This window comes from Sodalis ligni (assembly GCF_016865525.2).
Classification (GTDB): domain Bacteria; phylum Pseudomonadota; class Gammaproteobacteria; order Enterobacterales; family Enterobacteriaceae; genus Acerihabitans; species Acerihabitans ligni.
Genome location: NZ_CP075169.1, coordinates 5743828 through 5769970, shown reverse-complemented (window position 1 = coordinate 5769970; position 26143 = coordinate 5743828). Strand labels below are relative to the sequence as shown.

At 57.2% G+C, this 26143-nt stretch carries 19 protein-coding genes and 1 pseudogene; 18 read left to right on the top strand and 2 right to left on the bottom strand.

From position 1 onward, the window contains the following. Positions 1-1769: 1769 nt before the first annotated feature. From GTU79_RS26840 to GTU79_RS26820, 8 genes are all read left to right on the top strand, one after another. Positions 1770-2501: a hypothetical protein gene (locus tag GTU79_RS26840; protein WP_214513527.1), complete on the top strand. Its 732-nt coding sequence runs from the start codon at positions 1770-1772 to the stop codon at positions 2499-2501. After that, positions 2495-8614: a filamentous haemagglutinin family protein gene (locus GTU79_RS26835; RefSeq protein WP_214513526.1), complete on the top strand. Its 6120-nt coding sequence runs from the start codon at positions 2495-2497 to the stop codon at positions 8612-8614. Before GTU79_RS26840 ends, GTU79_RS26835 begins: the two co-directional genes overlap by 7 nt. A gap of 3241 nt (positions 8615-11855) precedes the next feature. Beyond that, a complete protein-coding gene (locus GTU79_RS31695; protein ID WP_420854207.1) occupies positions 11856-11939 on the top strand; it encodes a hypothetical protein in 84 nt (27 codons plus the stop codon). Between the two features lie 3 nt (positions 11940-11942). Then, complete coding sequence (locus GTU79_RS31235; RefSeq protein ID WP_338091446.1) at positions 11943-12110, top strand: hypothetical protein; 168 nt, start codon at positions 11943-11945, stop codon at positions 12108-12110. Between the two features lie 32 nt (positions 12111-12142). Continuing rightward, positions 12143-12235, top strand: coding sequence for a hypothetical protein (locus tag GTU79_RS31690; protein WP_420854134.1), 93 nt, complete (start codon positions 12143-12145; stop codon positions 12233-12235). A 53-nt stretch (positions 12236-12288) separates the two neighbouring features. Next, entirely contained in the window at positions 12289-12369 is an 81-nt protein-coding gene (locus tag GTU79_RS31230) for a hypothetical protein (RefSeq protein ID WP_338091507.1), read from the top strand. 260 nt (positions 12370-12629) lie between these two features. Beyond that, on the top strand, positions 12630-12809 hold the full coding sequence (locus GTU79_RS31685) for a hypothetical protein (protein ID WP_420854206.1): 180 nt from the start codon (positions 12630-12632) through the stop codon (positions 12807-12809). 272 nt (positions 12810-13081) lie between these two features. Further along, on the top strand, positions 13082-13309 hold the full coding sequence (locus GTU79_RS26820) for a hypothetical protein (protein WP_253073437.1): 228 nt from the start codon (positions 13082-13084) through the stop codon (positions 13307-13309). A 1502-nt stretch (positions 13310-14811) separates the two neighbouring features. Here GTU79_RS26820 and GTU79_RS26815 read toward each other — a convergent pair. Then, on the bottom strand, positions 14812-15135 hold the full coding sequence (locus tag GTU79_RS26815) for a SymE family type I addiction module toxin (protein ID WP_203520525.1): 324 nt from the start codon (positions 15133-15135) through the stop codon (positions 14812-14814). Positions 15136-15192: 57 nt separating this feature from the next. Continuing rightward, positions 15193-15273, bottom strand: a pseudogene (locus GTU79_RS31225) (helix-turn-helix domain-containing protein); the annotation flags it as partial. Between the two features lie 260 nt (positions 15274-15533). Between GTU79_RS31225 and GTU79_RS26810 the strand changes: the two are divergent. From GTU79_RS26810 to GTU79_RS26765, 10 genes are all read left to right on the top strand, one after another. Continuing rightward, positions 15534-17252, top strand: a complete 1719-nt coding sequence (locus GTU79_RS26810) for a ShlB/FhaC/HecB family hemolysin secretion/activation protein (RefSeq protein WP_203520527.1) — start codon at positions 15534-15536, stop codon at positions 17250-17252. Between the two features lie 62 nt (positions 17253-17314). After that, entirely contained in the window at positions 17315-19189 is a 1875-nt protein-coding gene (locus tag GTU79_RS26805) for a DUF2341 domain-containing protein (RefSeq protein ID WP_203520529.1), read from the top strand. A gap of 9 nt (positions 19190-19198) precedes the next feature. Then, positions 19199-19621 carry an ExbD/TolR family protein gene (locus GTU79_RS26800; RefSeq protein ID WP_132924816.1) on the top strand — a complete coding sequence of 141 codons (423 nt, stop codon included), beginning with the start codon at positions 19199-19201 and terminating at the stop codon, positions 19619-19621. Between the two features lie 25 nt (positions 19622-19646). Further along, the gene (locus GTU79_RS26795; RefSeq protein ID WP_203520531.1) at positions 19647-20390 is read left to right on the top strand and encodes an energy transducer TonB family protein; all 744 of its coding nucleotides are present in this window, start codon (positions 19647-19649) and stop codon (positions 20388-20390) included. Positions 20391-20442: 52 nt separating this feature from the next. Beyond that, complete coding sequence (locus GTU79_RS26790) at positions 20443-22200, top strand: putative porin (protein WP_203520533.1); 1758 nt, start codon at positions 20443-20445, stop codon at positions 22198-22200. A gap of 30 nt (positions 22201-22230) precedes the next feature. Then, the gene (locus GTU79_RS26785; protein WP_203520535.1) at positions 22231-22932 is read left to right on the top strand and encodes a hypothetical protein; all 702 of its coding nucleotides are present in this window, start codon (positions 22231-22233) and stop codon (positions 22930-22932) included. A gap of 29 nt (positions 22933-22961) precedes the next feature. Next, a complete protein-coding gene (locus GTU79_RS26780; RefSeq protein WP_203520537.1) occupies positions 22962-23576 on the top strand; it encodes a YbjN domain-containing protein in 615 nt (204 codons plus the stop codon). After that, the gene (locus GTU79_RS26775; RefSeq protein ID WP_203520539.1) at positions 23573-24703 is read left to right on the top strand and encodes a peptidylprolyl isomerase; all 1131 of its coding nucleotides are present in this window, start codon (positions 23573-23575) and stop codon (positions 24701-24703) included. Before GTU79_RS26780 ends, GTU79_RS26775 begins: the two co-directional genes overlap by 4 nt. A gap of 19 nt (positions 24704-24722) precedes the next feature. After that, positions 24723-25151 carry a hypothetical protein gene (locus GTU79_RS26770; RefSeq protein ID WP_132924828.1) on the top strand — a complete coding sequence of 143 codons (429 nt, stop codon included), beginning with the start codon at positions 24723-24725 and terminating at the stop codon, positions 25149-25151. A 4-nt stretch (positions 25152-25155) separates the two neighbouring features. Continuing rightward, positions 25156-26136, top strand: coding sequence for a LysR family transcriptional regulator (locus GTU79_RS26765; RefSeq protein ID WP_203520541.1), 981 nt, complete (start codon positions 25156-25158; stop codon positions 26134-26136). Positions 26137-26143: the final 7 nt, after the last annotated feature.

The window sequence follows — 26143 nt, the reverse complement described above, 5'->3', positions numbered from 1 at the left end:
GGCCGGCGACGGCGGCGGCATCGAGCTGCACTCCAATAACGGCATTTACCTGGACGGCACGTTGCGCGCCGATGCCGGCGGCCCCGGCGCCACCGGCGGCTCGTTGACGCTGGTGATGGACACGCCGCGGATTTACTACCCCGGTACGGATGTTATCGAGCCGGATCTCGCTAATCTGCATAACATCCAACTGGTGCAGCAGGCATCAGGCAGCGGGCTGGCGGCCGATCTGGCACCCGGCAAATCCGATGATCAACTGACGATGGGTTATGGGACGTTGGGGGTTAATCAGGTGGAAGCCGGCGGTTTCGCCGCCTTAACGCTCAGCACCCATGATTTGATCGTGTTTGACGGCGATGTGGATTTGTCCCTGGGCCGCAGCCTTAACCTGAAAGGCGGCATCCTGACGGTGGCGGATACCACGCCGGATGCGCAGGTCAGACTGGCGGCGCCCTATATCCGGCTGGATGGCGGCAGTTGGGCCGAATCGAGATTGGATGGGCCCAGTTATCTGCCCGGCTTTTTGGATACCATCGCCGGGGTAGCGCCCAAGGGAAACAGCGCCATTACCCTTGCGGCGAATCTGGTGGACATCTACGGCACCGTGGCATCTGGCGCCAGCGGCATGCAGGGCCAGGCATACCAAAGCGTTTTGCCGACGACCCCGGTAACGGCGGACGGCTTTGCCACCGTTAATTTTAACATCAATGGCGATATGCGGCTGGCGGGGGGCTTTACCGCGTCGGGCAACCTCAACGTTACCGCCGATCAGATTTATCCCCTCAGTGGTCAAAACGCCAGCCTTATCGCCGGCAGCCGGACCACCGGTATTGACCGGGACAGTCAACTGGTGATCCGCGCCAACGGCGGCGGCACGCCGGATGTGCCTTACTCGGTATTCGGCAACCTGCTGCTGCTGGGGGGCACGGTGGATCAGGGCGGGGTGGCGCGGGCGCCCCTGGGCACCATTTCCCTTAACACCACCGGCGCCCTGACCCTTGGTACCCTGTGGAATATGGTGCTGAACAGCTTCCAGACCACCACGCCGGTGCTGACCGATCCGCAGGTTATCCTGCGCGGCGGTAGCCTGACCTCGGTAAGCGCCGCCGGTCTGGATATTCCCTTTGGCGGCACGGTGGACGGCGTGACCTACTCCACTGCCAGCCTGGTGGCTTCGGCGGGCTATCAGGGCGACGGTCTGAACTACAATCTGGCCGATATTTTTATTTCCCGCGGCAGTGACGGCGGTGATAACCGCAAGGATCAGTCTATCCTGGCGGCCGGCGTCTCCCTCGGCGGTACCAGCGTGATTGGGGAGCCTGGAGCGGTGATTGATTTGTCCGGCGGCGGCGAACTGCACGGCGAAGGGTTCGTCTCCGGCCGCGGCGGTTCGGTAAACGTGCTGACCACGCCGCTGGTGAATGCCAATCCGATTATCAACAGCTTCAGCAGCGGCACGGACGGCGTATATGCCATTTTGCCCGGCTACGCGTCGGACTATGCGCCGGTGATTGCCGACAACGGCGCCGGCAACCCGGCCATCGGTCGGCAAATCGTGCTGGAGAGTGCCGTCGACGACCTGCCCGCCGGTACCTATACCCTGCTGCCGTCCAGTTTTGCCCTGCTGCCCGGCGCTTTTCGCGTAGAGCTTGGCCCGCAGCAGGGTGCGCTGGCCATCCCCTCGATGTCGGGCACCGTGGCGATGCCCGGCGGGTCCTGGATCACCAGCGGCCCGCTGCAAACCCGCCAATACCGGCCAGCAGGACGCCTTGCCCAGCCGGCTTATCATCAGCTCCGCCGATACGGTGCGCCGCTACGCGCAATACAATGAAACCAGCTACAGCCAGTTCGCCCAGGCGCAGGCCAACCAGTTCAGCACGGTGCGCACGCGTCTGCCGGAAGACGGCAAGATGCTCAACCTCGATTTGACCCAAAGCGATGACGGCACGCCACTGAGTTTTGCCGGTACGGTACTGTTCGGCGGGGTGGACAGCGGCGCGGCCAAGGGCATCGACGGCGCCATGATCATCACCGGCGGCCCATCGGTGGTGGAAATCCGCAATGGGCAGGCCGCGGCCACACCGGGCGATGTTTCGCTGGTGGACACCGACGTCAACAATTTTAAAGCGCCGACGTTGATGATCGGCGCCGCCTGGAGCTATTTTAACGGACAATCCTCGCTGGGGGACAGCGCCCGCATCTACTTTGGTTATGACGGCAAATTCCATAACGGCGCGGTGCTGGGGGATAACGCCACGCTGAAAGCCGGGCAGGTGTTCCTGGTGGGCAATGATGTTACGGTGGGGGACGGCGCCACCATTGATACCCGCGGTTTTGGCGATAACGTTATCGATTCCGATATGGGCTATGTGTACGCCAACGGCCTGATAGCCGGCCAGACGTTCGACAACCCGGCCATCCTGGCGGTGGGCAACGGCCGGCTGGATTTCCTGGGCTCCGAAGGGGCGGGCGCCATAACGGTAACGGCGCATCCTTGCTGACCGAAGGCACTATCGCCTTTGCCGCGCCGGGGGCGTTGAATCTGGGCGCCGTCAATATGGGGGCGCGCTACCTGACGGTATCACAGCAGCAAATCAATATCGGCACCGCCGACAGCCTGTCATCCGCTGCCGATAGCGGCGTGCTGCCCGCCGGCTGGCTCTTGACCCAGTCGGTGCTCGATAAGCTATTGCATCCGGCCACCGGGTCGGGCTTGCCGATGCTGGAGCGCCTCAGCCTCACTGCCGGCGGCGCTTTTAACTATTTCGGCTCCGTGACGCTGGATACCGGTGATTCCCCGGTGCAATTTGTGCTGAATACGCCGGCTTTTTATGGCTGGGGCAATGGCGATGACATCGTGCGGCTGGTGACCCGCGATCTGGTATGGAACGGCCTTGCCGCCGGGCGGGGCACCATCGACAGTCCCTACCAAAGCGTCGCCCCCGCGCCGGTTACGGCCGGCGGCCACGGACAGCTGGTGATCGACGCCGATACCGTCACCTTCGGTTATGACGCCCTGAGCCAGTCCCAGCGGCAAACCACCCTGGACCGTCTGGCGCTGGGCTTCTCGTCCATGACCATCGACGCCGCCAGCCGGATCACCGCCAATAACGCCGGCTCATTAATGGTGGCCGGCAGTCAGGGGGCAGACGGCAGCCGCTCCGGCGGCGATTTGCTGATCAATACGCCGCTGCTTACCGGCGCCGGCGGGTCGTCCATGAGTTATAACGCCGCCGGCGCCTTGCGTATTTCCGCGCCGGACGGCGTGCCGGCGGCGGATACCGCCGACGTGAATACCCTGGGCGGTTCGGTGTCGCTGAAGGGACAAACCGTCTCCCTGGATACGGCGGTGGCGCTGCCCGGCGGTAAACTGACCCTCAACGCCGACGGCGATATCCAACTGGGAGACAATGCCCACGTGGATATGGCGGGACGCGCCCTGGCCTTCTTTGACGTCACCAAATACAGCTGGGGCGGCGACGTCTCGCTGCAAAGCGATCATGGCAATATCAACCAGGCCGGCGGCTCGCGTATTGACGTGTCCGCCGCCCACAACGGTGCCGGCGCCGTCAGCCTGGCGGCGGCCAACGGCGCGGTGACGCTGGATGGCAGTATGGCGGCTTCAGGGGGACAAGGTTACAGCGACGGCCTCTTTACCCTGACGGAGGCGCGGATTGACGACGGCGCCTTTGCCGAGCTGAACAATCGGCTTAGCGATGAAGGCTTTTTCGGCGCCCGGTCTTTTGATATCAAAAACGGCGATTTGACCGTAGGGGACGGCGTGCGGGCGCATAACGTTACCATCAGCACCGACGGCGGCAGCCTGACGGTGAACGGCACCGTTGACGCCTCCGGCGCTTCGGTGGGCAGTATTTTGCTGAGCGCCCGGGATCAACTGCATATTGCCTCGACGGCGCTGCTGGATGCCCACGGCGATACCCTGGTTACCGACAGCTACGGCCAGGCCATCGACGCCTCTAACCGGGCCAGCCTGACGCTCACCAGTTCCTCCGGCCGGGTGATGCTGGACGGCGGCATGCAGGCCAATTTGTCCGCCGGCGACGATGTGAACCGCGGGCAAATCACCATCAACGCCCCGCGCATCGGCGCCAATGATATCGGTCTGGACGCAGGGGGCAATCTGCAGCTGAACGGCGTCGGCGCAATTTATGTCAATGCTTTTCGCAGCTATACGCCGGACGGCGGCATTATCGACCAGGGCTACCTGGACGGCATCGACGGCGACAGCCGGACCTTTATCAACGCCGCCTGGAGCAACGGCGGCCTGCAAAACCGGCTGGCCGGCCTGAAAGCCTACGGCGATGCCTATCATTTGCGGCCCGGCGTGGAAATCACCAGCACGGGAGATCTGAGCACCAAGGGCGATCTGGATCTGTCCGGCTACCGCTACGGGCCAAACGCCGACCCGAACGTGCGCGGCTCGGGCGAGCCGGGCGTGCTGGTACTGCGCGCCGCCGGCGATTTAAAAATCAACGGCAGCATCAATGACGGCTTTGCGCCGCCGGTCTCCACGCCCGACGGCGATATCAACAAAACGCTGTTATCATCGGTGACGCTCACCACCGATTACCAGACTCCGGACAGCGGCATGACGCTGGATACCGGTACCCAACTGCCCGCCGGCGGCAGTCTGGGTTTTGATCTTACCCTTGGCGCCGACACGCCCATCACTCTGTCCGACAGCATTCTCTTGCCGCAGGATGTGGTATTAGGGGGCGCCTTTTATAGTAATTACCTCATGCCCGATGTGGTGACCAAGGCGGATATTATCCTGCCAGGCGGGCAGGTTATTCCCGCCGGCACCAACACGTCCAGTCTGGTGGGCGTTCCGGGAATTATCGGCACGTCCGCCGATTGGCTCCAATTGCCCAGCGGCACTATTTTAAAAGCGGGCATGAACAACATTGCGCAATATATCGCCGGTGATGCTTATGCCATGGAAATTCAGGCGACAACCTGGCGCGCCGGCAGCGATCTGGCGATATTGTCCGGATATACCGGCTATACCCTGCCTGCGCCCGTGCAAGTTGCCGCCGGGGCGGTATTACCCACCGGCACCTATGTCAGTAATGCCTACACCAAAGACGGCGAGCGGCAAATCTGGGCTATCTCGCCGATGCTGGCGGCCGGCAGCCAGTCGTGGTCGATGCGGCTGGTGGCGGGGGCCGATCTGTCGGCGGCCAATACCAGTACCTTGCAAACCGGGGCGCAATTGGCCGCCAACGGCGCCGCCGGCAATATCGAGCTCAACGATCCGTTCCAGATCAACCAAAATGGCTTGAATGTTCCCTTGCCGGGCTTCAGCGTGGTGCGTACCGGCACCGGCTCTCTGGAGCTCTACAGCGCCGGCGATTTTACCGAAGACAGCCCCTACGGCGTTTATACCGCCGGGACCGCGGTGGACGGCACCGGGGCCGGCACCCCCTGGAATGTCTCGCGGGCGGTACAGGCGGACGGTACGGTGTTCAACACCGCCTACAGCGGTTTTGAAGATACGCTGAACCCACAGCGCATGTGGTACACCACCAACGGCGGCGATTTTACCCTGTCGGCGGGCGGCAACGTGACCGGCAGCGAAGATCATTTCACCCAGAACATCGGCGGCTGGCTGTGGCGCCAGGGCGGTGACGGCATCGGCCAGGCCACGGCCTGGGGCATCAACTTCGGCAGCTACGTGCTGGACGGCAACGGCAGCGACATATATAGCGCCGGCATCGGCCTGTCCGGTTTCAACGGCATGGGCGCCCTGGGGGGCGGCAACGCCACGGTCAGCGCCGGCGGCAATATCGGCCGCGACGGCCTGGGGGATGTCTACAGCGGCGCCACCGGCCTGGAACATGATCTGCTGGTGGCGGTGGGCGGCAGCGGCCGGGTTATCGACGGCGCACTGGTGCAGACCGGCGGCGGTACGCTGACCGTCAATGCGGGTGGCACGGTTTACGGCGGTATGTATGCCGATTTGCGCGGCGACATCAATGTTAACGCGGGCAATGTCGGCGTGGTGCTGCCTCAGAGCTATGGCACCAGCGTCAATGCCGATCCCCGCGGTCTGGACCCCTATACCGCCTATTCCGCCCTGAGCCGCGCCGGCGCCGGCTTCGCGCCGGGAGACGGCAATGTGAATGTCAATTCGCGGGGGGATGCTGTGCTGGCGGAAATCGACGACCCCGGCCGCGTGGTGCTGCGGGCCGAAACCGCGGCCGCCGATGATCAGGGCCAACAGGGCGATGCCGCCAGCTGGTTTACGCTCTGGACCCGGGACACCTCGGTGAATGTTTTCTCCGCCGGCGGCAACGCCGCGCCGTTAGGTACGGGGGGACAAGGTTTTGTGGGCGCTGAAACCGCGGTCCTGCCGCCGATTTTGCGGGTCACCGCCGCCGGGGGCAATATCTATTATGCCGCGCGGCAGAATGACGACTATCTGATGCCGTCGCCGGACGGCCAGCTTGAGTTATTGGCCAGCGGTTTGATTTCCGGCGGCTCGGTCAATAATATCGGCAATGGCGGCGGCGTTTTCGGCCTGCTGGGAACGTCGCTTTCTACCATCGCCACCCCGTTCAACCCGGCCTGGCGGATGCTGGCGGCGGGAGACTATTCCAGCGGTCAGATTATTTCATCAAATTATTGGGGCACTACATCGAGTTACTATGACTCGATAAGCTATGATTCTGTTTATAACTACGCTTACGACCCATACAATTACGCCGTAGCCGGTTCAGGCGGCACGATGTTTATGTTCGGCCCCAATACCCTGACGGATAACAGCGCGGCGGGCCACGGCCAGCAAAGCCATGTTTATGCCCTGAGCGGCGATATCATGAATGTCGTGCTGGGCGAAGCCCGCAATGTCGGCAGCATCTATGACGGTACCAACACCACCTATTATAAAGGTTCAAAGCCGGTGGACATGATGGCGGGTGGAGATATCGTCCACAGCGGCGGGGTGTTTGTGCATGACGATCCGGCGGATATTTCGGTGGTTGCCGCCGGCGGCACTGTCTTTTACAGCACTATCTCCATAATCGGGCCCGGCGTGCTGGAAGTCTCCGCCGGCGGCGATATCTACCAGGGCAACGGATCCAATCTGGTGAGCCTGGGGCCAATCGAGACCGGCCATACCCCGCCGGGGGCCACTATCGTTGCACAGGCGGGGCTGGGGGCGGGCGTACCGGGAGTCGGCGCCACCGATTACGCCGGTTTTGCCAATCTGTACCTGAATCCGGACAACCTGGCTGATCCGTCGCTGCCCCTGGCGGATCAGCCCGGCAAAACGGCGGCGTTTTACGGCGACAAGCTGACGCTGGCCCAATGGCTGCATGGCAATTACGGTTATCAAGGCAACGAGGCGGACGCCCCGGCGTTCCTGACCGCTGAACAGGCGCAGCTGGATGCGGCCTATGCCGCCGATTCCACCGCCGGCCGCCACGATCTGAGCCGTGAATTCCAGAACGCCACTCAGCAGCATCTGGTTAACTGGCTGGAAACCTATTACGGTAGCGGTTCGAACAGTCCCTACCATTATCAAGACGGCGCGGACGCGCTGGCGTTCTTCACAGCGCTGCCGGCGGCCAACCAGCGCGCTTTCGAGCGCAATGTGTTCTACGCCGAACTTATCCAGGGGGGACGGGAATACAACGATCCGGACAGCAAACGCTACGGCAGCTACCTGCGCGGCCGCGACGCCATCGCCGCGCTGTTCCCCATCGATGATGCCGACGGCCAGGCTATTGAACGGCAGGGGGATATCATCTTGTATCAAGGCCCGTCCAGTAATGCCGGTATCCGTACCATCTCCGGCGGATCGATCCAGACCCTGACCCCCGGCGGCCAAACCCTGGTGGGCGTGGAGGGGGTCGCGCCTTCGGCCAGTACGCCGGCGGGCCTGGTTACCCAAGGCTCGGGCGATATCCAGATGTACAGCCGGGACAGCATTTTACTGGGCCTGTCGCGCATCATGACCACCTTCGGCGGCAATATCCAGGCCTGGTCGGCCGAGGGGGACATTAACGCCGGGCGCGGAGCGAAAACCACCATTGTTTATACGCCGCCGAAACGGGTGTATGACGATTGGGGCGATATCACCCTGTCGCCGGTGGTGCCGAGCACCGGCGCCGGTATCGCCACGCTGGCGCCGATCCCTGAAGTGCCGCCGGGAGATATCGACCTGATAGCGCCCCTGGGCACCATTGACGCCGGCGAGGCGGGCATCCGGGTATCCGGTAACGTGAATATCGCCGCGCTGCGGGTAGTGAACGCGGAAAATATCCAGGTACAGGGCAAATCCACCGGCATTCCCACCATCGCGGCGGTGAATGTCGGCGCCCTGACCTCCGCCAGCCAGGCGGCCAGCAGCGCGGTGCAGGCGGCGGAGCAAATCACGCGCCAGTCGCAGCGCAACCAGCCGTCGGTTATCAGCGTGCAGATATTGGGCTACGGCAGCGAGCGGCTGGAAGCCGGCGGCGACGGGGCCACGGGCGGCACGGCGGTCAACTATAACCCGGACAGCTCGGTGCAGGTGCTGGGGGCCGGGCCGCTCAGCCCCAGCTCCCGCGCCATGCTGACGGCGGAGGAGCGGAGCAAGCTGTCGATGTAAACCCGCTGTCGGATTTTATAAATCATCGCGCCGGTTTCCACCGGCGCTGTGTTTGTTGACAAAGTGCCCGGTCGGGACAGGCTGCCGGATCGTAAACACGCCGTGAATCCATCCATGGAGGCTCGATCCGCGCCGTCCCTGGCGCGGACGGTTTACTCTTCCAGCAGCCTGTCCCGCCTTTTTGGTTCCGAGTATGTTTGTCAGCAGTCTGGAGCGCCGGTTTTCACTGGCGCTGTTTGGTTTGGGATGTGCCGGGCATGACGCCTGGCCGGGGAAATATATGACTCAAGCTCTGCTGAATAAAATCCTCGTTCACTCAGGTCTGTTAGCCTCAATATAACAATTACCCCCTCCTCAGTGAGTCTTAATTAAATTGGCATTGACTCGTTTCATTACCAGTGATAATCATAATCCCAAGGTGTGTTGATAAAAACACTTAAGTTTAATGTTTGTTTATTATAATAAATTATAGTCACTTGATATATAATGATAATATTTATTATTGAAAAAATTACTATTGTAATAACCAGTACAGTTAATGGAATTTAAATAATCAAACCAGGGAAGATAATACTATGAATCATGGCTTAAATAATGATACGTCATATTTTAAACCCAGCTATTGGAATAATAATATTGGAGGAAGTAGCTCACAATTTAATTTTCCTTCCCCTTATCAAGTCGGGAACGTTCCACACCATTTTAATGCGCCTCCGGTAGTGCGGTTTTCCCCGCAAGGCCCCTTGGTGGGCAGCATGCAGTATAGCTGGCAACTCAATGACACACCCTGCTCAGGCCCGGCAAGAAAAGAAAATGGCAGGGAGGTTATTACTATATGTGGGGGACTGAAACCTCAGCTAAAGTACGACTTTGTTCCCTATAAAGAAGGGCCTTCAATTAGCAGTATCCGTAACGAGATTAGCGCCCGCTTACTGCAAGCAGGACAAGCGCCTCATATCGGTCATTTCGACTTTGCCGACCATGAACGTCCTGAATTTATGCGGGTGCCAAGGCAGCCAACCCGGGAATTTCATTTAGCGCATCCCCCGACGGCGGATGCTCAAGAATGTATCGATGCCGGCCATAAGGAGCAAGAACATTATTTCAACACGCCGCTGCCGTTTACGCTTACTGAAGCGGAACAAGCCTTGGAATGGCGAAACCAGGAATTAACTAATCTGATAAGAATCAGAGACGAGATACAAGCTAAAATCAACGAAAATCAGCAGTGGATTTCCGATATACATCGGGGCACTCGCGGTCCTCGAAGTAAGACATTCTTAAATTCATTACGCGGGCAAAATCATAAATTATGGCAAACAGGCCAAGCCTTTGAATGGCGTTGCCAAAACGCCACTACACGCAGAGACGAAACCGCCGAAAACCTGCAAAAAATCAGGCATGCCCTTGAACATAACAAAGAAGCTTATCGAGATAGCATAAAGGCTGTTGAGAGGCAGCGATTTCCAAAAGATCATGCCATTTTTAATGAAGAACGAGGGCGGGCCGAAGCGGCGAAGCAAGAGGAGCTGCGATTTTCCATTTTAGCCAAACAAGAGCGGGAAAATTATTCACACGCCCCTGCACCCGCAACAATGGATGAAGCTCGTAACACTGCCGATGCAGGGAAAAAGCATTTAGAGAACTGCGTCAGGGATAAAAACGCCAGTGAAGCCCTGTATAATGAAAAACAATCGCGCCTTGAAGCCACCAGAGCATTGTTAGCGGAAGAGTGGAACGTTATCGCGGAGCACGAGGTGGCGTTTCTGGAGGAAGAAGTCGCGGCACTCAAGCGCACCGTTGACATTCAGGATCAGCGGATTGCCAATGCCTACACCCGCGCAACGGAATCTTACCGACAAAAAATACTGGGCTTACACTCAAAAGCTGATTTCGATACGTCTCATGCACTTGCCGGGGAAGCGCAGGCGCAATTCTTTCAACGCCTGGCGAATCAGCCTGATGACGCTTTAGCCCCGGCGCAGGCCGATGAAGCACAACCACCACAAGCTCACATTCCCGATACATCGCGTGTCAATCAGGATCAAAAGCCAACTGGCGCAACGACTTCATCAAGCAAACAGCCTATTACCGCATTGGCCGACCTGGCCGCACTCTCTTCTGAAATTGCCGACAGAGCCGCCCGGCGGGCTGAGCGGCAGGCTAATCAGCATGCTGTGCTATCGGGCGCCGAAGGTGCGGCATCGGTTGCGGCTGAACACGGACCTAGCGCACACCCGAACAGCACAAACCTGCCGCCGGCAAATCAGCCAGCCATAAACACGGCCCTTGGCGCTTCAGCTCTTGCGTTAGCGTCCTCCAACACCGTAACCGCCCCAGGGGCAATCGCCGGCGCATCTGTGAATCTCGGTGAGCTCGCTGCAACCGCGGCACGATCCCTTGCCGGCGCAGCGGGCCAGGTGCTGTCGGCTCCCGCCATCGCGGTGGGGGCGTTGTTCTACTCGTCAAATGCCGGTGAAGGCAGCGATAAGGTACAGGGCCGCGAAAAGGGGGGGCCTGACGCACTTTTGGCAAAGCGTAATTCGGCCCAGCTCACAAAGCCGGCAATCAAACCCAAGCCGCAACTTGGCGTCAAAACGCCGTCACACGCAATCAATAGGCCCGGCATAAAACCCCCGCTGGCGGCCAAGCCAGCGTTTGACCGCGCCAGTCTTGATGCATACCGATCTAAAACATTGAGTCAGGCAACAGCTAACGCGGGAATAACTCCCGTGGCGAGCCCGGTTGCTGTAGAACCACTCAAACAGGTTGCTATGGCGTTGGACAAAGCTGTCGCCGCGCTGCAAGATGCCGTTTGTCTCGACAATCCGCTATGCGTGGCGAAACTTATTCAGGATGGCGATGGCCGCAGCTCCACAGTAACGGTGCCTGTCGCGGATGACCTGACCGGGGGTAAACTTGAAAATCCGCTAGGGATACAGGATAATAAAACTGCACTGATTTCACCGGATCAACGGGGGGAGCAGGGAGCCAGCCATACCGGGAACGTGGATGGTAAGCCGGAAACGGGCGGGAATACGACGGTAACGCCTATTCCGGTAGGGACAAATACAGACGACTTAGCTTATCTTGCTCTGAAAGGAAAAGATGCTCAGGAGGCAGCTGGCAAGTTAGGCTTTGACCGAAGAATTTCTCCTCAGAAAGCTCCATTTAACTCTCATGGACAGCCTGTTTTTCTAATGGGAAAAATTATATTACTCCTGATATTGATAGCCATAATGTGTCTAATGGCTGGAAGTTATTCAATAGCAAAGGTAAGAGAATTGGCACTTATGATAGTGATTTGATTAGAATTAAGGATTGATATATGTTTGGTATCTTCCCTGAAGATAAGCCGGTTAATACTGATGGTGAACTTGTTTTGCCAGCTTCGATAGTCATTGATAGATTTCATGAGGCTATGAATATTCCTTTAACTTACTGGAATATAAATGATTATAAAAGGAGCTGGCTGAGGTCCCTTGAAGAGGGCTGATAAGTAAAAGTCATGCAGCCCTAGCTGTATCGATGTATGATCCTGCTTTAGCAAACTTCGTTTTCGCTTGGGTTATATATTTTGAAGGTGAAGTGGTACACGTACAAAATAACGTTATTTTTTAGAAGAAGGTAAAGAATTTTCTCCTGAAAAGATTAACGAATTTATTGATGAGCATATGACCCATGATGAAGACGGCATGAGAATCTCTGAGTGGAACACGGATTTAAATAGCGTAATTAATTTTATAATGAACTAAGTAGATAAAAAATCGGCCTCAAGCCGAGCTTTTAACGCTAATCCTCATGGGATAATTTTAGTTCTGATCGTCAAATATCCCCGGCCCGTGGCTACTAACATCGGTTGCCCGGTGGTGAGTCCAACCGGGGTTTTAATGGCATGCTCCAAGTCTTCTGCATGTTCATTTTAGTGTGAAAACCTAATGACTGGTGAGTCTATCTCGAATAATCACGTTCCTTATAATGATTAAGAAAAGGTAATGATTTTGAAAATGGAACTATAGACAGTGGCGATAATACCGGTTGGGAAATACACTTCGTTGATGATACCCAAGGTGAAACCGGCGGCTTTTACCTCATAATACAAAGCGGCGATTCGGTGGCTTATGATTATTGGTTCGAAAAGAAAGAATATCTTGATAATCAATTATTAGATCATAACATTAAATGGAATAGTTGAAAATAGCTAACCCAGGCCACGTGACGGAGTTCTCTTACTATTCCAGAACCTGCTGTGGAAAATAATGGATTGAAAATTGAATCTAATGCTAAACACACACTTGGAGCACAAGGATCTAGGCCTAATGCGGGGTGGAGTCGAGAAATTTTTATAATTGTTTGAGCATTCCATTGCTACCCCCAGGGTCATCTATCCTGACATTAGGTTAGATGCTATAACAGAAAAAATGGCAATGTGAATGTGGTTGTTACCATTCTGCGCAGGAGTGGCATATGAGTGATTGGATCTATCCTGAGGTGATTAATCATCTCAAGAAATCATGTAAAGATTTTCTCGATGAAAAAATAACGATCCAGGATATTCAAGAAGAGATTTTCAGTGCTGAAAATCAGGTGGTTGCGCTTGAAGAAAAGTGGCTACATACTATCTTTTTGATGCGGAAAATCAGATTGAATTATTACGTTATGCTACTAATGAAGATATATTGGTGGATGCAATAAAACCCATAATCCAGCATGTCTTAAATAAAATACTATAAATTACCCCCGAAGGCCTCGTCGGGGGATTTGATTAGCCTAATTCTTCCCTTCATTTTTTCACCCGAGCGCTAGTCTCTGCGTTACATGCTTCAGCCAAGACTAAGCAGACAATCGGTCGGTCTATTGCAATACTTTTTCAATAACTAAGTGGGCTGTATGGTAATGATCGGACAGAAGTCCATGATCCTGTAAAACTGAGCTAGGGCGAGGCGGTATTGAATATAGACTACCCGATGGCCGTGGAATTCGTTATAATTCAGACGGTTCGTTCTCTGGTGTTATAGATCCTAAGAGGCCATAGTGATTATGCATAATGATTTTGATATTACATTTTTCAGCGACTCTCGTTATGAAGAGCTGACAGCAGAAATTTCATATAAAGATTAAATAATATGCCAGCTTAATAAGGATAAGGGAATCGATGATGTAGAGGTTGAGCTTTTCTCTGATGCTCGATTACTTCCTGAAGTAGGAGAAATGAAATTTCCTTTGAATGAATTTATATCAGTTTTAATTAAAGCTAAAAAGATCTCATTGAAAGTTAATGAACATTTCGTCCTAATTGGTAAAGTAATTTTGTTATAAAAAATAGTCAATAGATTGTATTAGCTCAGACTTGATCTGACAGGTTTTGTAGGTTGTACACAACCAAATCTGACAGTCTGGTATGAGCGAAAACAGACATTAGCTTGCAAACCGCTCATTGTTTTTTAATGAAATGATGCAAGTTTGGTCTTAAAAGAAGGAAATATAGTCTGATATGAATGATGATACTCTACATAACAGGTCATAGAAAACCGTCAGTTTTCAAGCTGGATATTCCGTGATGGCACGACGAAAGCCAGTCTTATCTGCACACTAGAGGATTTTTATCGATGGAAAATTTATTATTTTTACTTTCATAGACTTAATTGCTTTTATTATTCCTGTCCTTATTGGTTTAATTATATTCACCAAAAGACGCAAAAGAAATCAGATCACGGCAAACTGTCTTTTGACCTGGCTTTTATAGCTGCTGTGTCATTTTGTGAAATATTCAGCACTATTTACACCACGTATTCATATAGGCACAATAAATTATATAACAATGATAAATTTAACACTGTTTTAATTACGACTTCGCGTATATTGTTTTTTGCAATTGTCATGGTTGTTGCGGTTGTTCTTTTTGTTCAGGAACTACGCCTTAGAAAGATCGTTCGATGAGACCAAAATGTATTTTTGGTTGGCATCCCATCAACCATATGAAGGCAAGGGTGGCTGCTAAGAATGCAAGATGATTGCTGACATAAGGCGATATTAAATATTATCAACCAAGGATGCGAATGACTATATTTGGCATAGAACGGCTTGTCAGATTAGGTTTGGCTCTGTGCCATAGCTGTGTCAGGTCAAATCTGAGCTATTACGAATAGATTACCCCGGCAGCTTTGCCGGGGTTCCCTCATCAGCTCACCTGATTACTAAGGCCGACTTCCCTCGGTCAGCTTCTCCTTAAGCGCCAACCCCTGTATCAACTGCTCCAGCTCCAGCCGCGACTGGGCCGACAACCGGTCGGATTGTTGCAACACCTCGTTTAGCCGCGAGTTGGACTGGGTGGTGATAACCAGACACCCCTCCATAACCCTGACCACCGGTGACATGCCGGTCAAAAAGCCGGCCTGCTCCAGCCGCTTGCCCTTGAGCTTGACCTGCGGATAGCGGTAGGCGTCTGGGGCGTAGCCCACAACGCTCTGGCGTAGGGCTTGGGATATGACGGGTTCTGACTTACAATCGCGCTTAGCCATGGTAACCACTCCTATTAGTTGCTTGTGGTTAGCGGTTGTTGTGGGTTGCCCCCCACTTCAGCCGCGCTCAATAATCTGTTTAGCTTGATATTTTAATATCATCCCGTCCAATAACGCCCGAATAATCCAGCGCCATTCAATCAGTTACCGCCTCGCTTGCTCTGCCCTGAACCCGGTCTAACCCCCGGTTTCTCCTCCGGTTTTGCCCTTCCGCCAAACAGACATATGAAGTTTTAGTGACAAGTGTTCGGTCTGACGCCCGCTCAACCGTCTAGGTAGTGTTAGCAGATAGCGGTCATGGAAATGACCGGACAGCCCTTGTGTTGCGGACGTTGCTCCTTGATCGCCGGGCAATGTAATAGCGATTTTTTTGTTTCATCATGCACAGAGTCCATCCAATGCACGACTTTGATAAAACGAACAGGTTGGTATACCTCTTGGGGACGCTATTAACGGCATTGCCGATAATGTCGCCGGCGGCGGACGCGGTAACGGAAACCACCGCCGCTCCGGGTACTGGCTCCGCCGCGGGCAATACAGCCCCGGCCGGCGGCGCCGCTTCGGGTACTACTTCCACTGCAGGCAATACCGCCGCCGCGGGCAGCAACGCTGCGACGACTCCGGCGCAGCGGGTGAATATCAATGAATACATCGTGCGCGGCAACACGGTACTGACGTCAAGGGAAATCGAAACCGCCGTCTACCCCTTTCTCGGACCGCAGCGCACTCTTACCGACGTCCAGGGCGCCCAGAAGGCCCTGCAACAGGTCTATCAAAGCAAAGGTTATCAATCGGTCTATGTCGAACTGCCGCAGCAGCAGGTGAGCGGCGGCGTGGTGTACCTGATGGTGACGGAAACCACGGTGGGACGGGTGCGGGTCACCGGCGCGAAATACCATTCGCCGCTGGCGATCCGCAACGACGTACCGGCGCTGGACGAAGGCAAAGTACCCAATTTCTCCCAGGTACAGCAACAGCTTACCGATATCAACCGCGACGGCAGCCGCCAGGTGACGCCGCTGGTGAAGGAAGGCATCGTGCCGGGCACCATGGATGTGGATTTGTCGGTGGCGGATAAGAATCCCTGGTCCGGCAGCCTGACCGTCAATAACGACTACAGTGCGGATACCAAAGAGCTGCGTACGGTAGGCACCATCACCAACTCCAATCTGTGGCAAAAGGGGCACAGCGCTTCGCTGACCTATTTTGTCGCGCCGCAGGATCGGGATAACGCCGAAGTCTGGTCCGGCAGCTACAGCGCCCCGCTGGACAAGCTCTGGACCCTGCGCTTCTCCGGCTATCACTCGGACAGCAACGTGGCCAGCGTCGGCGGCACCAACGTTCTCGGCAAAGGTTATTCCTATGGCGCGGCCTTGGTGTATAGCCTGCCGTCAACCGGCGCCTGGGCGCACTCCCTGTCGATGGGGCTGGATTTCAAAAACTTTGACGAAAACCTGACCTACGGCGGTTCCGAAGACAAAGTCCCATTGAAATATGCGCCGGTTACCCTGTCCTACAACGGCTACTACTTCAGCAACCAAACCCAGGGCAACCTTGGCCTGAGCGTGATTATGGCCAGCAGCAATTTCCTGGGCTACGGCAGCGACTGGTCCGATTTTGACTACAAGCGCTATAAAGCCAGCCCGGATTTCGCCGCCCTGAAAGGCGATGCCGGTATCACCGAGACCTTTAAAAAGGATTGGCAGCTGGCGCTGAGCGGATCCTTCCAGCTGGCCTCCGGACCGCTGGTCTCCAATGAACAGTTCGCCGCCGGCGGCGCCACCTCGGTTCGCGGGTATCTGGCGGCCGAGCAGTCGGCGGATGACGGCATGATAGGCAGCGTGGAACTTCGTACGCCCTCCATTGCTTCCTGGCTGGGATCGCCATTGACGGAATTGCGTCTGCATACCTTTGCCGACGGGGCGGAACTATGGCTGCGGGATGCCTTGCCCGATCAGGACGATCGCTTTGATATGGCCAGCGTAGGGGTGGGGATGCAAGCCAATGTCTCCACCTGGCTGTCGGGCAGCCTGGACCTGGGGTTACCTCTGGTGGACGGGCCCAATACGGATAAGTACGACCCACGCGCGCAATTCAGTCTGAGTGCGAATTTCTGATGATTCGGGTGTGTAAACACCCTCCTTTACCCACTTAGGATCGATTTTTGGAGTGTTCGACCATGCAACGCTTATTCTTGTTATTACTGGTTTGCCTGAGCGTACTTGCGCCCGTCACGGCGCAGGCCTGGTGGCAGCCGGACTGGAACTACCGCAAGCAGATTACCATCGATACCACTCCCACCGGCGGCGCGTTTACCGAACGGGTGGGGAGGGTGCCGGTGCTGATTCGCCTGCACACCGGCAATTTCACCTTTGATGGCACCCAGGATAACGGCGCTGACCTGCGATTCGTCACCGCCGACGACAAAACGGTGCTTAATTATCAGATAGAGAGCTTCGATCCGCTGATGGGCGTGGCCTATATCTGGGTAGACGTGCCGTCCGTGGAAGCAGGACAGCGCCAATCTCTGTGGATGTACTACGGCAACAGCAAAGCGCCGTCCACCGTCAACGGACAACTGACGTTCGATCCGGACTACACCCTGGTGTATCACTTCGACAACGAAGCCGGCGCCGCGCCGCGGGACACTACCGCCTATGCCAATAATGCACAGACCCCGGTTATCGGCGTCACCGATGGCGTAGTGGGCCGCGCCGGACAATTTACCGGCGGCGCGCCAATCCTGTTGCCCGCCAGCCCCTCGCTGGCCATACCGGCCTCGGGGTCGTTTACCTTCAGCGCCTGGGTACGCGCCGACCAGCCTACCGGCGAACAGCTGATTTATGCCCGCCGGGATTCCGGCAACTCACTGTTGATCGGCCTGAACCAGGGTGTGCCCTTCGTTGAAGTCAACGGCCAGCGCAGCGCGCCGGCCCAGCCGCTGTCGCCGGGACAGTGGCAGCATCTGGCGGTCACCGCCAGCGCCGATCAGCTGGTGCTGTATATCAATGGCCATCAGGCCAGTACCCTGGCGGCTTCCCTGCCGCCCCTGAGCACCGTGGCGGCCATCGGCGGGGATATCCCCGGCTATGCCGCCGCGCCCGCCGCTCCTGATACCGCCGCCCCGGCCACGCCGCCCGCCGCAGCGCCGGCTGCCGCCGCCTCGGCATTTATCGGCGCCATTGATGAAGTACGTCTGTCGAAAGTCGCCCGTCCGGCGGCGTTATTACTGGCGGACGCCATGGCGCAAGGGGCTGAATCGCCGCTAGTGGCCTACGGCGCCGACGAAAAGCAGTCCGGTTTCGGTTTCGGCGGCCTGGGCTTCCTGCTGCATGCGGTACCGGCCGACGCCTGGGTGATTATCGCCATCCTGCTGTTCATGATGGTTCAAACCTGGTTCATCATGATCCGCAAGAATCGCAGCGTGTCGCGTATCGAGCGGGGCAATGTCGAATTTCGCGCAGAGTTCGCCAAGGTCGGTACCCAGCTTGAACTGCTGGCGGACGACATCACGTTGATATCACGGCTGCAATACTCCTCGCTCTGGCGCATCTACAAGGTCGCCGTGGACGAACTGCGCTTACGGCGCAACGGTCAGGGTTCGGCGCTCACCTATGTCTCCAACTCCACAATCGAGGCCATCCGCGCCGCAATGGACACCGTGCGCACCGCGGAAAACCGCCGGCTGTCCCATCGGCTCGGCATTTTATCCAATGCCATCGCCGGCGGTCCTTATATAGGCCTGTTAGGCACGGTACTGGGCATCATGGTGGTGTTCCTGGGCACCGCCATGGCGGGGGACGTCAATATCAACGCGGTGGCGCCGGGTATGGCCGCAGCGCTGCTGGCTACCGCCATGGGCCTGTTTGTCGCCATCCCCGCGCTGTTCGGCTACAACCGCCTGATTGCCCGCAACAGAAACGTCAGCTCGGATATGCGGGTCTTCCTTGACGAGTTCGTTACCCGTCTGGCGGAACTGCACGACACCGGTAAAAAGAAAGGCAACGTGGAAAATCCTTCCGTCAGCGCGCCCAGCGTTCATATCGCAGGTTAAGGAAACAGTATGGCGACCATAAGAGGTTCCATGGAAGACGACGATACCGACGGACCGGTTGACGGTATTAACGTAACGCCGCTGGTGGATGTGCTGATGGTGGTGCTGGTGATGTTTATCCTCACCGCCACCGCGCAGATCGCCGGAATCCAGGTGAACCTGCCCAAGGCCAGTTCGTCGGTTTCCCTGTCGAAAGTGAAGACTAAGGCGATTTCCATTAACAACGGCGGACAGGTGTTCCTGGATGCCTATCCGGTGACGCTGCCGGAACTGGAGGATCGCTTGCGGACGGAAAAGGCGTTAAATCCGGACTTTCCGGTGATTGTGCGCGGCGATGCCGGCGTGCAGTACCAGAAAGTGGTTGAAGTGCTCGATCTATTGCGGCGTCTCGACCTGTCGCAGGTGGGGCTGGTTACGGGCAAACCCCGTTAATGGGAACGGAGCATCGGGGAAAACCATGTCGTTTCATTTAGCGCAATCAAGTGAACCGGGACAAGCCGGGCCATCAGCCAACGGTTCCGGCAACGGCCGCCAGCGCGCGACGCGTGTTGCCGCCTGGGCGCTGGCGGTGGCGGCGGCGGGCGGCCTGGCGTGGCTGGTCTGGCAGTGGGCTCATGATATGAGCGGGGTGACCCGCCAGGTGCCCAAAATCCCGATGATTATTCCATTGCCGCCGCCGCCCCCCCCGCCGCCGCCGCCGAAGGAAAAACCGCCGGAACCTGAAAAACAGGTGGAGCCCAAACCCGAGCCGGAGCTGAAGCCCACCGAACAGCCCAAACCGCAGCAGAAGGCGCCGACGCCCGCCGATGATTTGGCCAAGCCGATGCAGATGAACAGCGACGCGCAGGCCGGCAACGACGCCTTTAATATCGGCGCCGGTTCCGGCGGCGGTATGTCCGGCAGCGGTGGCGGAGGGGGACTCGGCAACGCCACCTACGGCCAGTATCTCTCTCAGGCGTTCCAGCGGGCGCTAAGCCTGGACGAGAGCATTCGCTTACTGAGTTATCGCATGGAGGTGAATGTATGGCTGAACGAGGCCGGGCAGGTCACCCGGGCGGAATTGGTCAAATCCAGCGGCGACGGCGATACCGACGCTAAGGTGATTGCCGCGTTGCGCAGAGTGGCGGCGCTGGAATACAAACCGCCGAAATCATTGTCTTTGCCGGTACGGATGTCTTTACAGGGACGGCGCCCTAACTGAAGCCCCATTTACCTCTACCGAATCGCTTTTTTATTGCAGGAGCAGTGTGCAGATGAATTTTCAACCTAATCGATTGGCGGCTATGGTCGCAGTCACTCTGGCATTGTCGGTGGGACAGGCGATGGCAGCGCCGGCGCCGGCACCCTCGGATAATGCCACCGTCAACCTGATTCGCCTGTTGGTTAAACAGGGCGTGTTGACGCAGGCACAGTCCGATACGTTGGTACGCCAGGCGGAAGCCGAGGCCCAGCAGGCGCGGCAGGCCCAGGCGCAGCGGACCGCGGCGGCCCCTGCGGCGGCCGGTGGAGCCGTTGCCGGCGCTGCGGCCGGTGCCGCAGCCGGTCCTGATGTGCAGCCCGGCGATGTACGGGTGCCCTATGTGCCCGAAATTGTTCGCGATCAGATCCGCGACGAGGTCAAGGGTGAAGTGATGGCCCAGGCCAAACAAGAAAATTGGGCTTCCCCCAACACCTTCCCGGACTGGGTCTCGCGTCTGAAGTTCAGCGGCGATGTGCGGGCGCGGGACGAATCGCACTTTTTCTCCGATGGCAACAGCAACCAGGTGGTGGATTACAATGGCCTGAACAGAAACGGTCCTTACGACGTCAACAGCAATACCAGCCACTCATTGCCGCCGATTTTGAATACCCGCGAGAATCGGGAAAACCGCTTCCGTATCCGCGCCCGTTTAGGGGTGCTGGCTACATTGCCCGATGACTGGAGCGCCGGCATTCGGGTGGCCACCGGCAGCGATGACGGTCCGGTATCCACCTCACAGACGCTGGGGGATGATTTCGAGAAGAAAAGCATCTGGCTGGATCAGGCCTGGGTGCGCTGGAAATCTCCTTATCATACCGATTTCACCTTTGGCCGGGCGGAAAATCCTTTCATGCATACTGATTTGCTGTTCTCTGATGATTTGCAGATGGACGGCATATCGGCCAAGGTGCCGAACCTGAAACTGACGGAGAATACCTCGCTGTTCGGTACCTTGGGCGCCTTCCCGCTGGAATACGGTTCCGATTCCTGGCCGTCCAACAGTCAGGACAAGGGCAAGAGCGAGGACAAATGGCTGTTCGGCGGCCAGTTGGGCAGCGAATGGAAGCTGAACGACACCAATACCCTAAAGGGAGCGGTGGCCTACTACCGGTTTGACAACATCGCCGGACGGCGTTCCTCCAGCTGTAATCTCTACCAGGGGGAACCGGCCTGTGATACCGATTGGTCACAGCCGGAGTTTATGCAAAAGGGTAATACCGTATTCCTGCTGCGCAATATCGCCCTGGACCCCAACGATCCGCAAGACACGCCGCTGCCGCAGTATGTCGGCCTGGCTTCCGAATTCGACCTGCTGGATCTTAACCTGCAATGGGATACCGAAACCTTTAACAGCATGAAACTGCGTTTACAAGGTAACTATGTCCGCAACCTGGCCTATGACGAAGACAAGATGAATCGTCGCTCGGACGGGCAGATTGTCAATAATCTCGACGACGACGGCCATATCCAAAGCGGCCCTAATGCCTGGATGGTGCAAACCACCTACGGACGTTCGCTGGAAATGCAAGACGCAGGGGATTGGAACGTTTTCGCCGGTTACAAGTATATCCAGCCGGATGCCATGCCGGACGGTTTCAACGATTCAACCTTCCATCTGGGCGGCACCAACGCCAAGGGCTATTACATCGGGGCCAACTATGCCATCAACAAGCTGATATCGGTAGAGGGCCGCTGGCTTAGCGCGGATGAAGTCTATGGCGATCCTTTGTCAATCAATGTCTTCCAGCTTGATCTTAATGCGCATTTCTAAGGGGAGTCTTTTTATGGGGGGCGAATTTTCATGAACGACAATACCCAATCCCGCGGCGGACGCGTTTTGCTGATGGCGCTGGCCCTGTTGATGGGGGGCAGCGTCCTGATGGCGCCCGGCATCGCCAGCGGCGCGGATCAGACGCAAAGCATCGAGGATCGTCTTCGTTTGCAATTGCGCAGCACCAGCCAGCAGTTACAGGCCCTGCAGGCAGCGCAGGCGCAAATGCAGGCGGCGCGCAACGCGGCTGAAGCTCAAAACGCCGTTTTGCAGGATCAAATCAAATCGCTGCAGGCTGAGCGGGATAAAGCTGCCGATCAGAACAAAACCCTGGCGCAGCAGCAGGATGCGGTACGCAGCCAGGCCCAGAGCCAGGTAGAGGCCAGCCAGCAGCAGGTGGGCCAATTCAAACAGGCCTACGATCAGCTGCTGGGCATGGCAAAAAACTCTGAAGCCCAGCGCATCAGTCTGCAGACGCAGCTGGCGCAGCAAAAAGCCGCCTTGGCCTCTTGCGGAGTAAAAAACCAGCGATTATACGAACTGGGCAATGAAGTGCTTAAGGCCTATGAAGGATTGGGCACCGGCAGTCTGATAAAAATCCGCGAGCCGTTCGCCACCACGTCGCGGGTGAAGTTTGATGAGATTGCCCAATCCTATGGCGACAAACTGTATGAAAACCGGGCTGACGCCCGGCAGCCGGTCGCGGCAGCGGCCACTGCGCAGAAGAAATAACCCAATTCCTTGTTAAGCGAGAGATGAATATGAACGAACCGGCATTGATTGAAAACGTCACCGTGCAACTGCTCACCGACCTGTTACAAGGGGCGGGCTACCGGACCAATGAGTCGGAGCAGGGCGGTATCGTGCAATTACTGAGCGCCAGCCAGGGAATCGGCTTTGCCGTGCGTTTCGGCAACCCCTCCCCGGAGCCGGGAACGTTCCTGGATTTCACCCTGAGCTGCGCCCTGCGGGTGAACGGCGCGTTGCCCTCCGGGCTGGTGGAAAAGTGGAATCAATCAAAACGTTTTTCCCGCTTAAGCGAGCAAGGGGGATTTTTGGTGCTGGAGATGGACGTGGTGGTGGCCGGCGGGGTAAATCAACGCTATCTGCGCGCCAGTATCGAGCTTTGGGATCGTCTGCTGCAGGAATTCCTGTTGTATCTGCGGACATTCAGCGCCGCGCCGCAGCCGGGTAAGGCAAAAGAATCCGCCGCCGCGGCCGACGGCAACGGGGCTGAGACCGCAGAAAGGGTTGATGCGGCAAAGAACATCACCATGGCCGGGCAGCTTGATGCGGAACAGGACGCCGTTGATACCGACATCCAAGGCCGGAAAACCTACGCAGCGGATGATAAAACCAATACGGTTGCGCTATGAACCGCCGCCAAACCGAGGCACAGGAAATGCTGGATCTTGAAAACAAGCATTGCCCTATTTATCAAAAAGAGGGCGGCAAAGGCCGGCGGCCGTCTCGGAAGGTCGCCATGACCGTCGTTGCGGCAGCCGTCTGCGTCATAGTGGCCGGCGTGGCGCTGACGCAGAAAAAACATTCGCCCTCGGCAGTGGCGGCGGTTGGCTCCGCGGCTTCGGCTACCGTCGGGGATCAAACCGCATCGTCGGTAAACGCCGACGCGTCGCCCATATCATCTGCCCAAGCCGCCGATAAAACCGCCGCGACGGGCGCCGCCGCTTCGGTAGCCAGCCTGGGAACGGTGACCATCAGCCGGCAAGAGGTGGAGCAGTGGCTGGCCGCTCTGCCGCCGGAAGGGCGCGCGGCGCTACAAGACAAACCGGAAGTCCGCGAACAGTGGATGCGGGAACATCTGGCCGAAAAAGCGCTGGCGGCGGAAGCACGGAGTAAAAACTGGGATCGGCGGCCGGAGGTGATAAGCGCGGAGCGGGAGGCGGATCAGCAGATTTTGTTGCGCAGCTATTTGGACGCCGTGAGCCAGGTGCCGCAAACCTATCCTTCCGCCGAGGAAATTTCGGCAGCCTATGAGCAGGCCAAAGGGAAGCTGCAGGTGCCGCCGCGTTATCATTTGCGCCAGATCTACCTGGCGGCGCCGTCCGGTGATGCGGCGGCGGTAGCGTCGGTACGTAAACAGGCGGCTGCGCTGGTGGTCAAGGCCCGCGCCGGCGGGGCTGATTTCGCCGAGCTGGCGCGCCAGTTTTCGCAGGATGCGCAATCGGTGGCGAAGGGCGGTGATATTGGTGAATTACCTTTGCAACAGCTAACGCCGGAAGTCAGGGGGAGCGTCGCCGCGCTCGGCAAAGGCGACGTGTCGGACCCCATCGAGTCAGCAGAGGGTTTCCACATCATCAAACTGGAAGATGTGCAGCCGGCTCGCACCGCGACCCTGGAAGAGGTGACGCCGCAATTACGCGCCGCCTTGCGCCAGCAGCGCCAGCGCCAGCAAGCCCAGGATTATCTGGCTCATCTCACCACCGTCTCGCCGTTGAATATCGATGATGCGGCGCTAACCAATATGGTAACGCAGCCATAGGCTGCCGGAGGGCAAGGCCATGAGCCGAGGCAAGCAAGCTGAGAACGGATGGAAATCCCGTCTGATGGGACTGCTGGCGCTGTTTATCGGCTCGGTAGCAGTGGCGCCGGCCTCGGCCGGACCTCAGGATTGGGACAGCTACGGTCGGTATGTGGGTTTGACGCTGCAGGAATCTCTTGCCCGGGACGATAATCCGGCGGCCCGGCGTTTTCACGATTTTCTCGATGGCAATGCGCAAAAAAACGCAGAACAGCTGCCTGACCTGGTGGTCCGCGTCTGGTTGGACGACAGCGGAAAGATTGTCCGCCTGGGCATTCCCGAGCTGGGCAATGCCCAGGCCGCCAAGGATCTGTTCGAGGTTCTGACGGCGCAGCCCCTGGGCCGGCAGCCGCCGCAGGATATGCCGATGCCCCTGATCCTGCGTTTACAATTGACTTATAAGGTATAACCCTATGGCGCAACGCACCCCGGCCGCTTTATCCGGTCAAAACATGGCGCTACGGGAAACCCATGTATTCAAGGGGGTAGCATCGTCCATTGAGGAGCCGGTTTCCTGGCAACGTTTTTTCGGCGAGGATAAAACCGCTGCCGGACATTTTCTGGCCATCGCCCGCTGCGGCAGTTTTAATCAGGTTGCCCGCCGCTTCGGCATGCGGGCGGATATCTTGCGTAAAAGCATCACGCGGCTGGAGCAGCGGCTGGGCAGCCGGGTATTCGTGCAAAAAAACAGCGTGCTGGAACTCACCTCGGCCGGTAAATATCTGCATACCCTGGTGCGGGATGCTTTTTTCGCCGAAGGCGATAGCGCGGCGTTACCGATGATAACGCCGATCCGGCTGTCGATACCGCCCATGCTGTTGGAAGGGGCTCTGTTCCGTTCGCTTATTTCCTGGTTACGCAAGAATGCCGGTACCAAGATGGTGTTGCAAGATCCGCTGGCGGAGGACCATCAGCCGGCGGATTTGAAGATCTGGATCGGTACCTCGGCTTCCCCCGTCCCGGCGGCAAGGACGTTCCTCGATGAACGACGACTGACGAAACTAGGGTATTTGCCGCATATCGCCGGCAGTTATGCCAGCAAGCGTATCATCCCCTGCCGACTGGAGGATCTGGAAGATTACCTGCTGGCGCAATACCAGGGTTTCAGTAATCTCCCCGGCCTGCATCCCTGGAATGATATGATTGCCGGGCGCCGGCACGGGGTAATAGAGGTGCAATCTTACGACATGCTGCGGGAGTTGGTACGCTGGTCGGGCTGCATCGGCCTGCTTACCGACGGCACCGGCGGCCAGAATCCTCATTTTATGCCGCTGAACGGCGTCTTTCGCGAGGCCATGGCGCTGGATGTCTGGATTGGCGTAAATCCTCGCAGCGAATGCCTGTCCGAGGCGCGACGCATCATGGAGATGATGGCGCAGGCATGTGCCGAATAGCGCATGC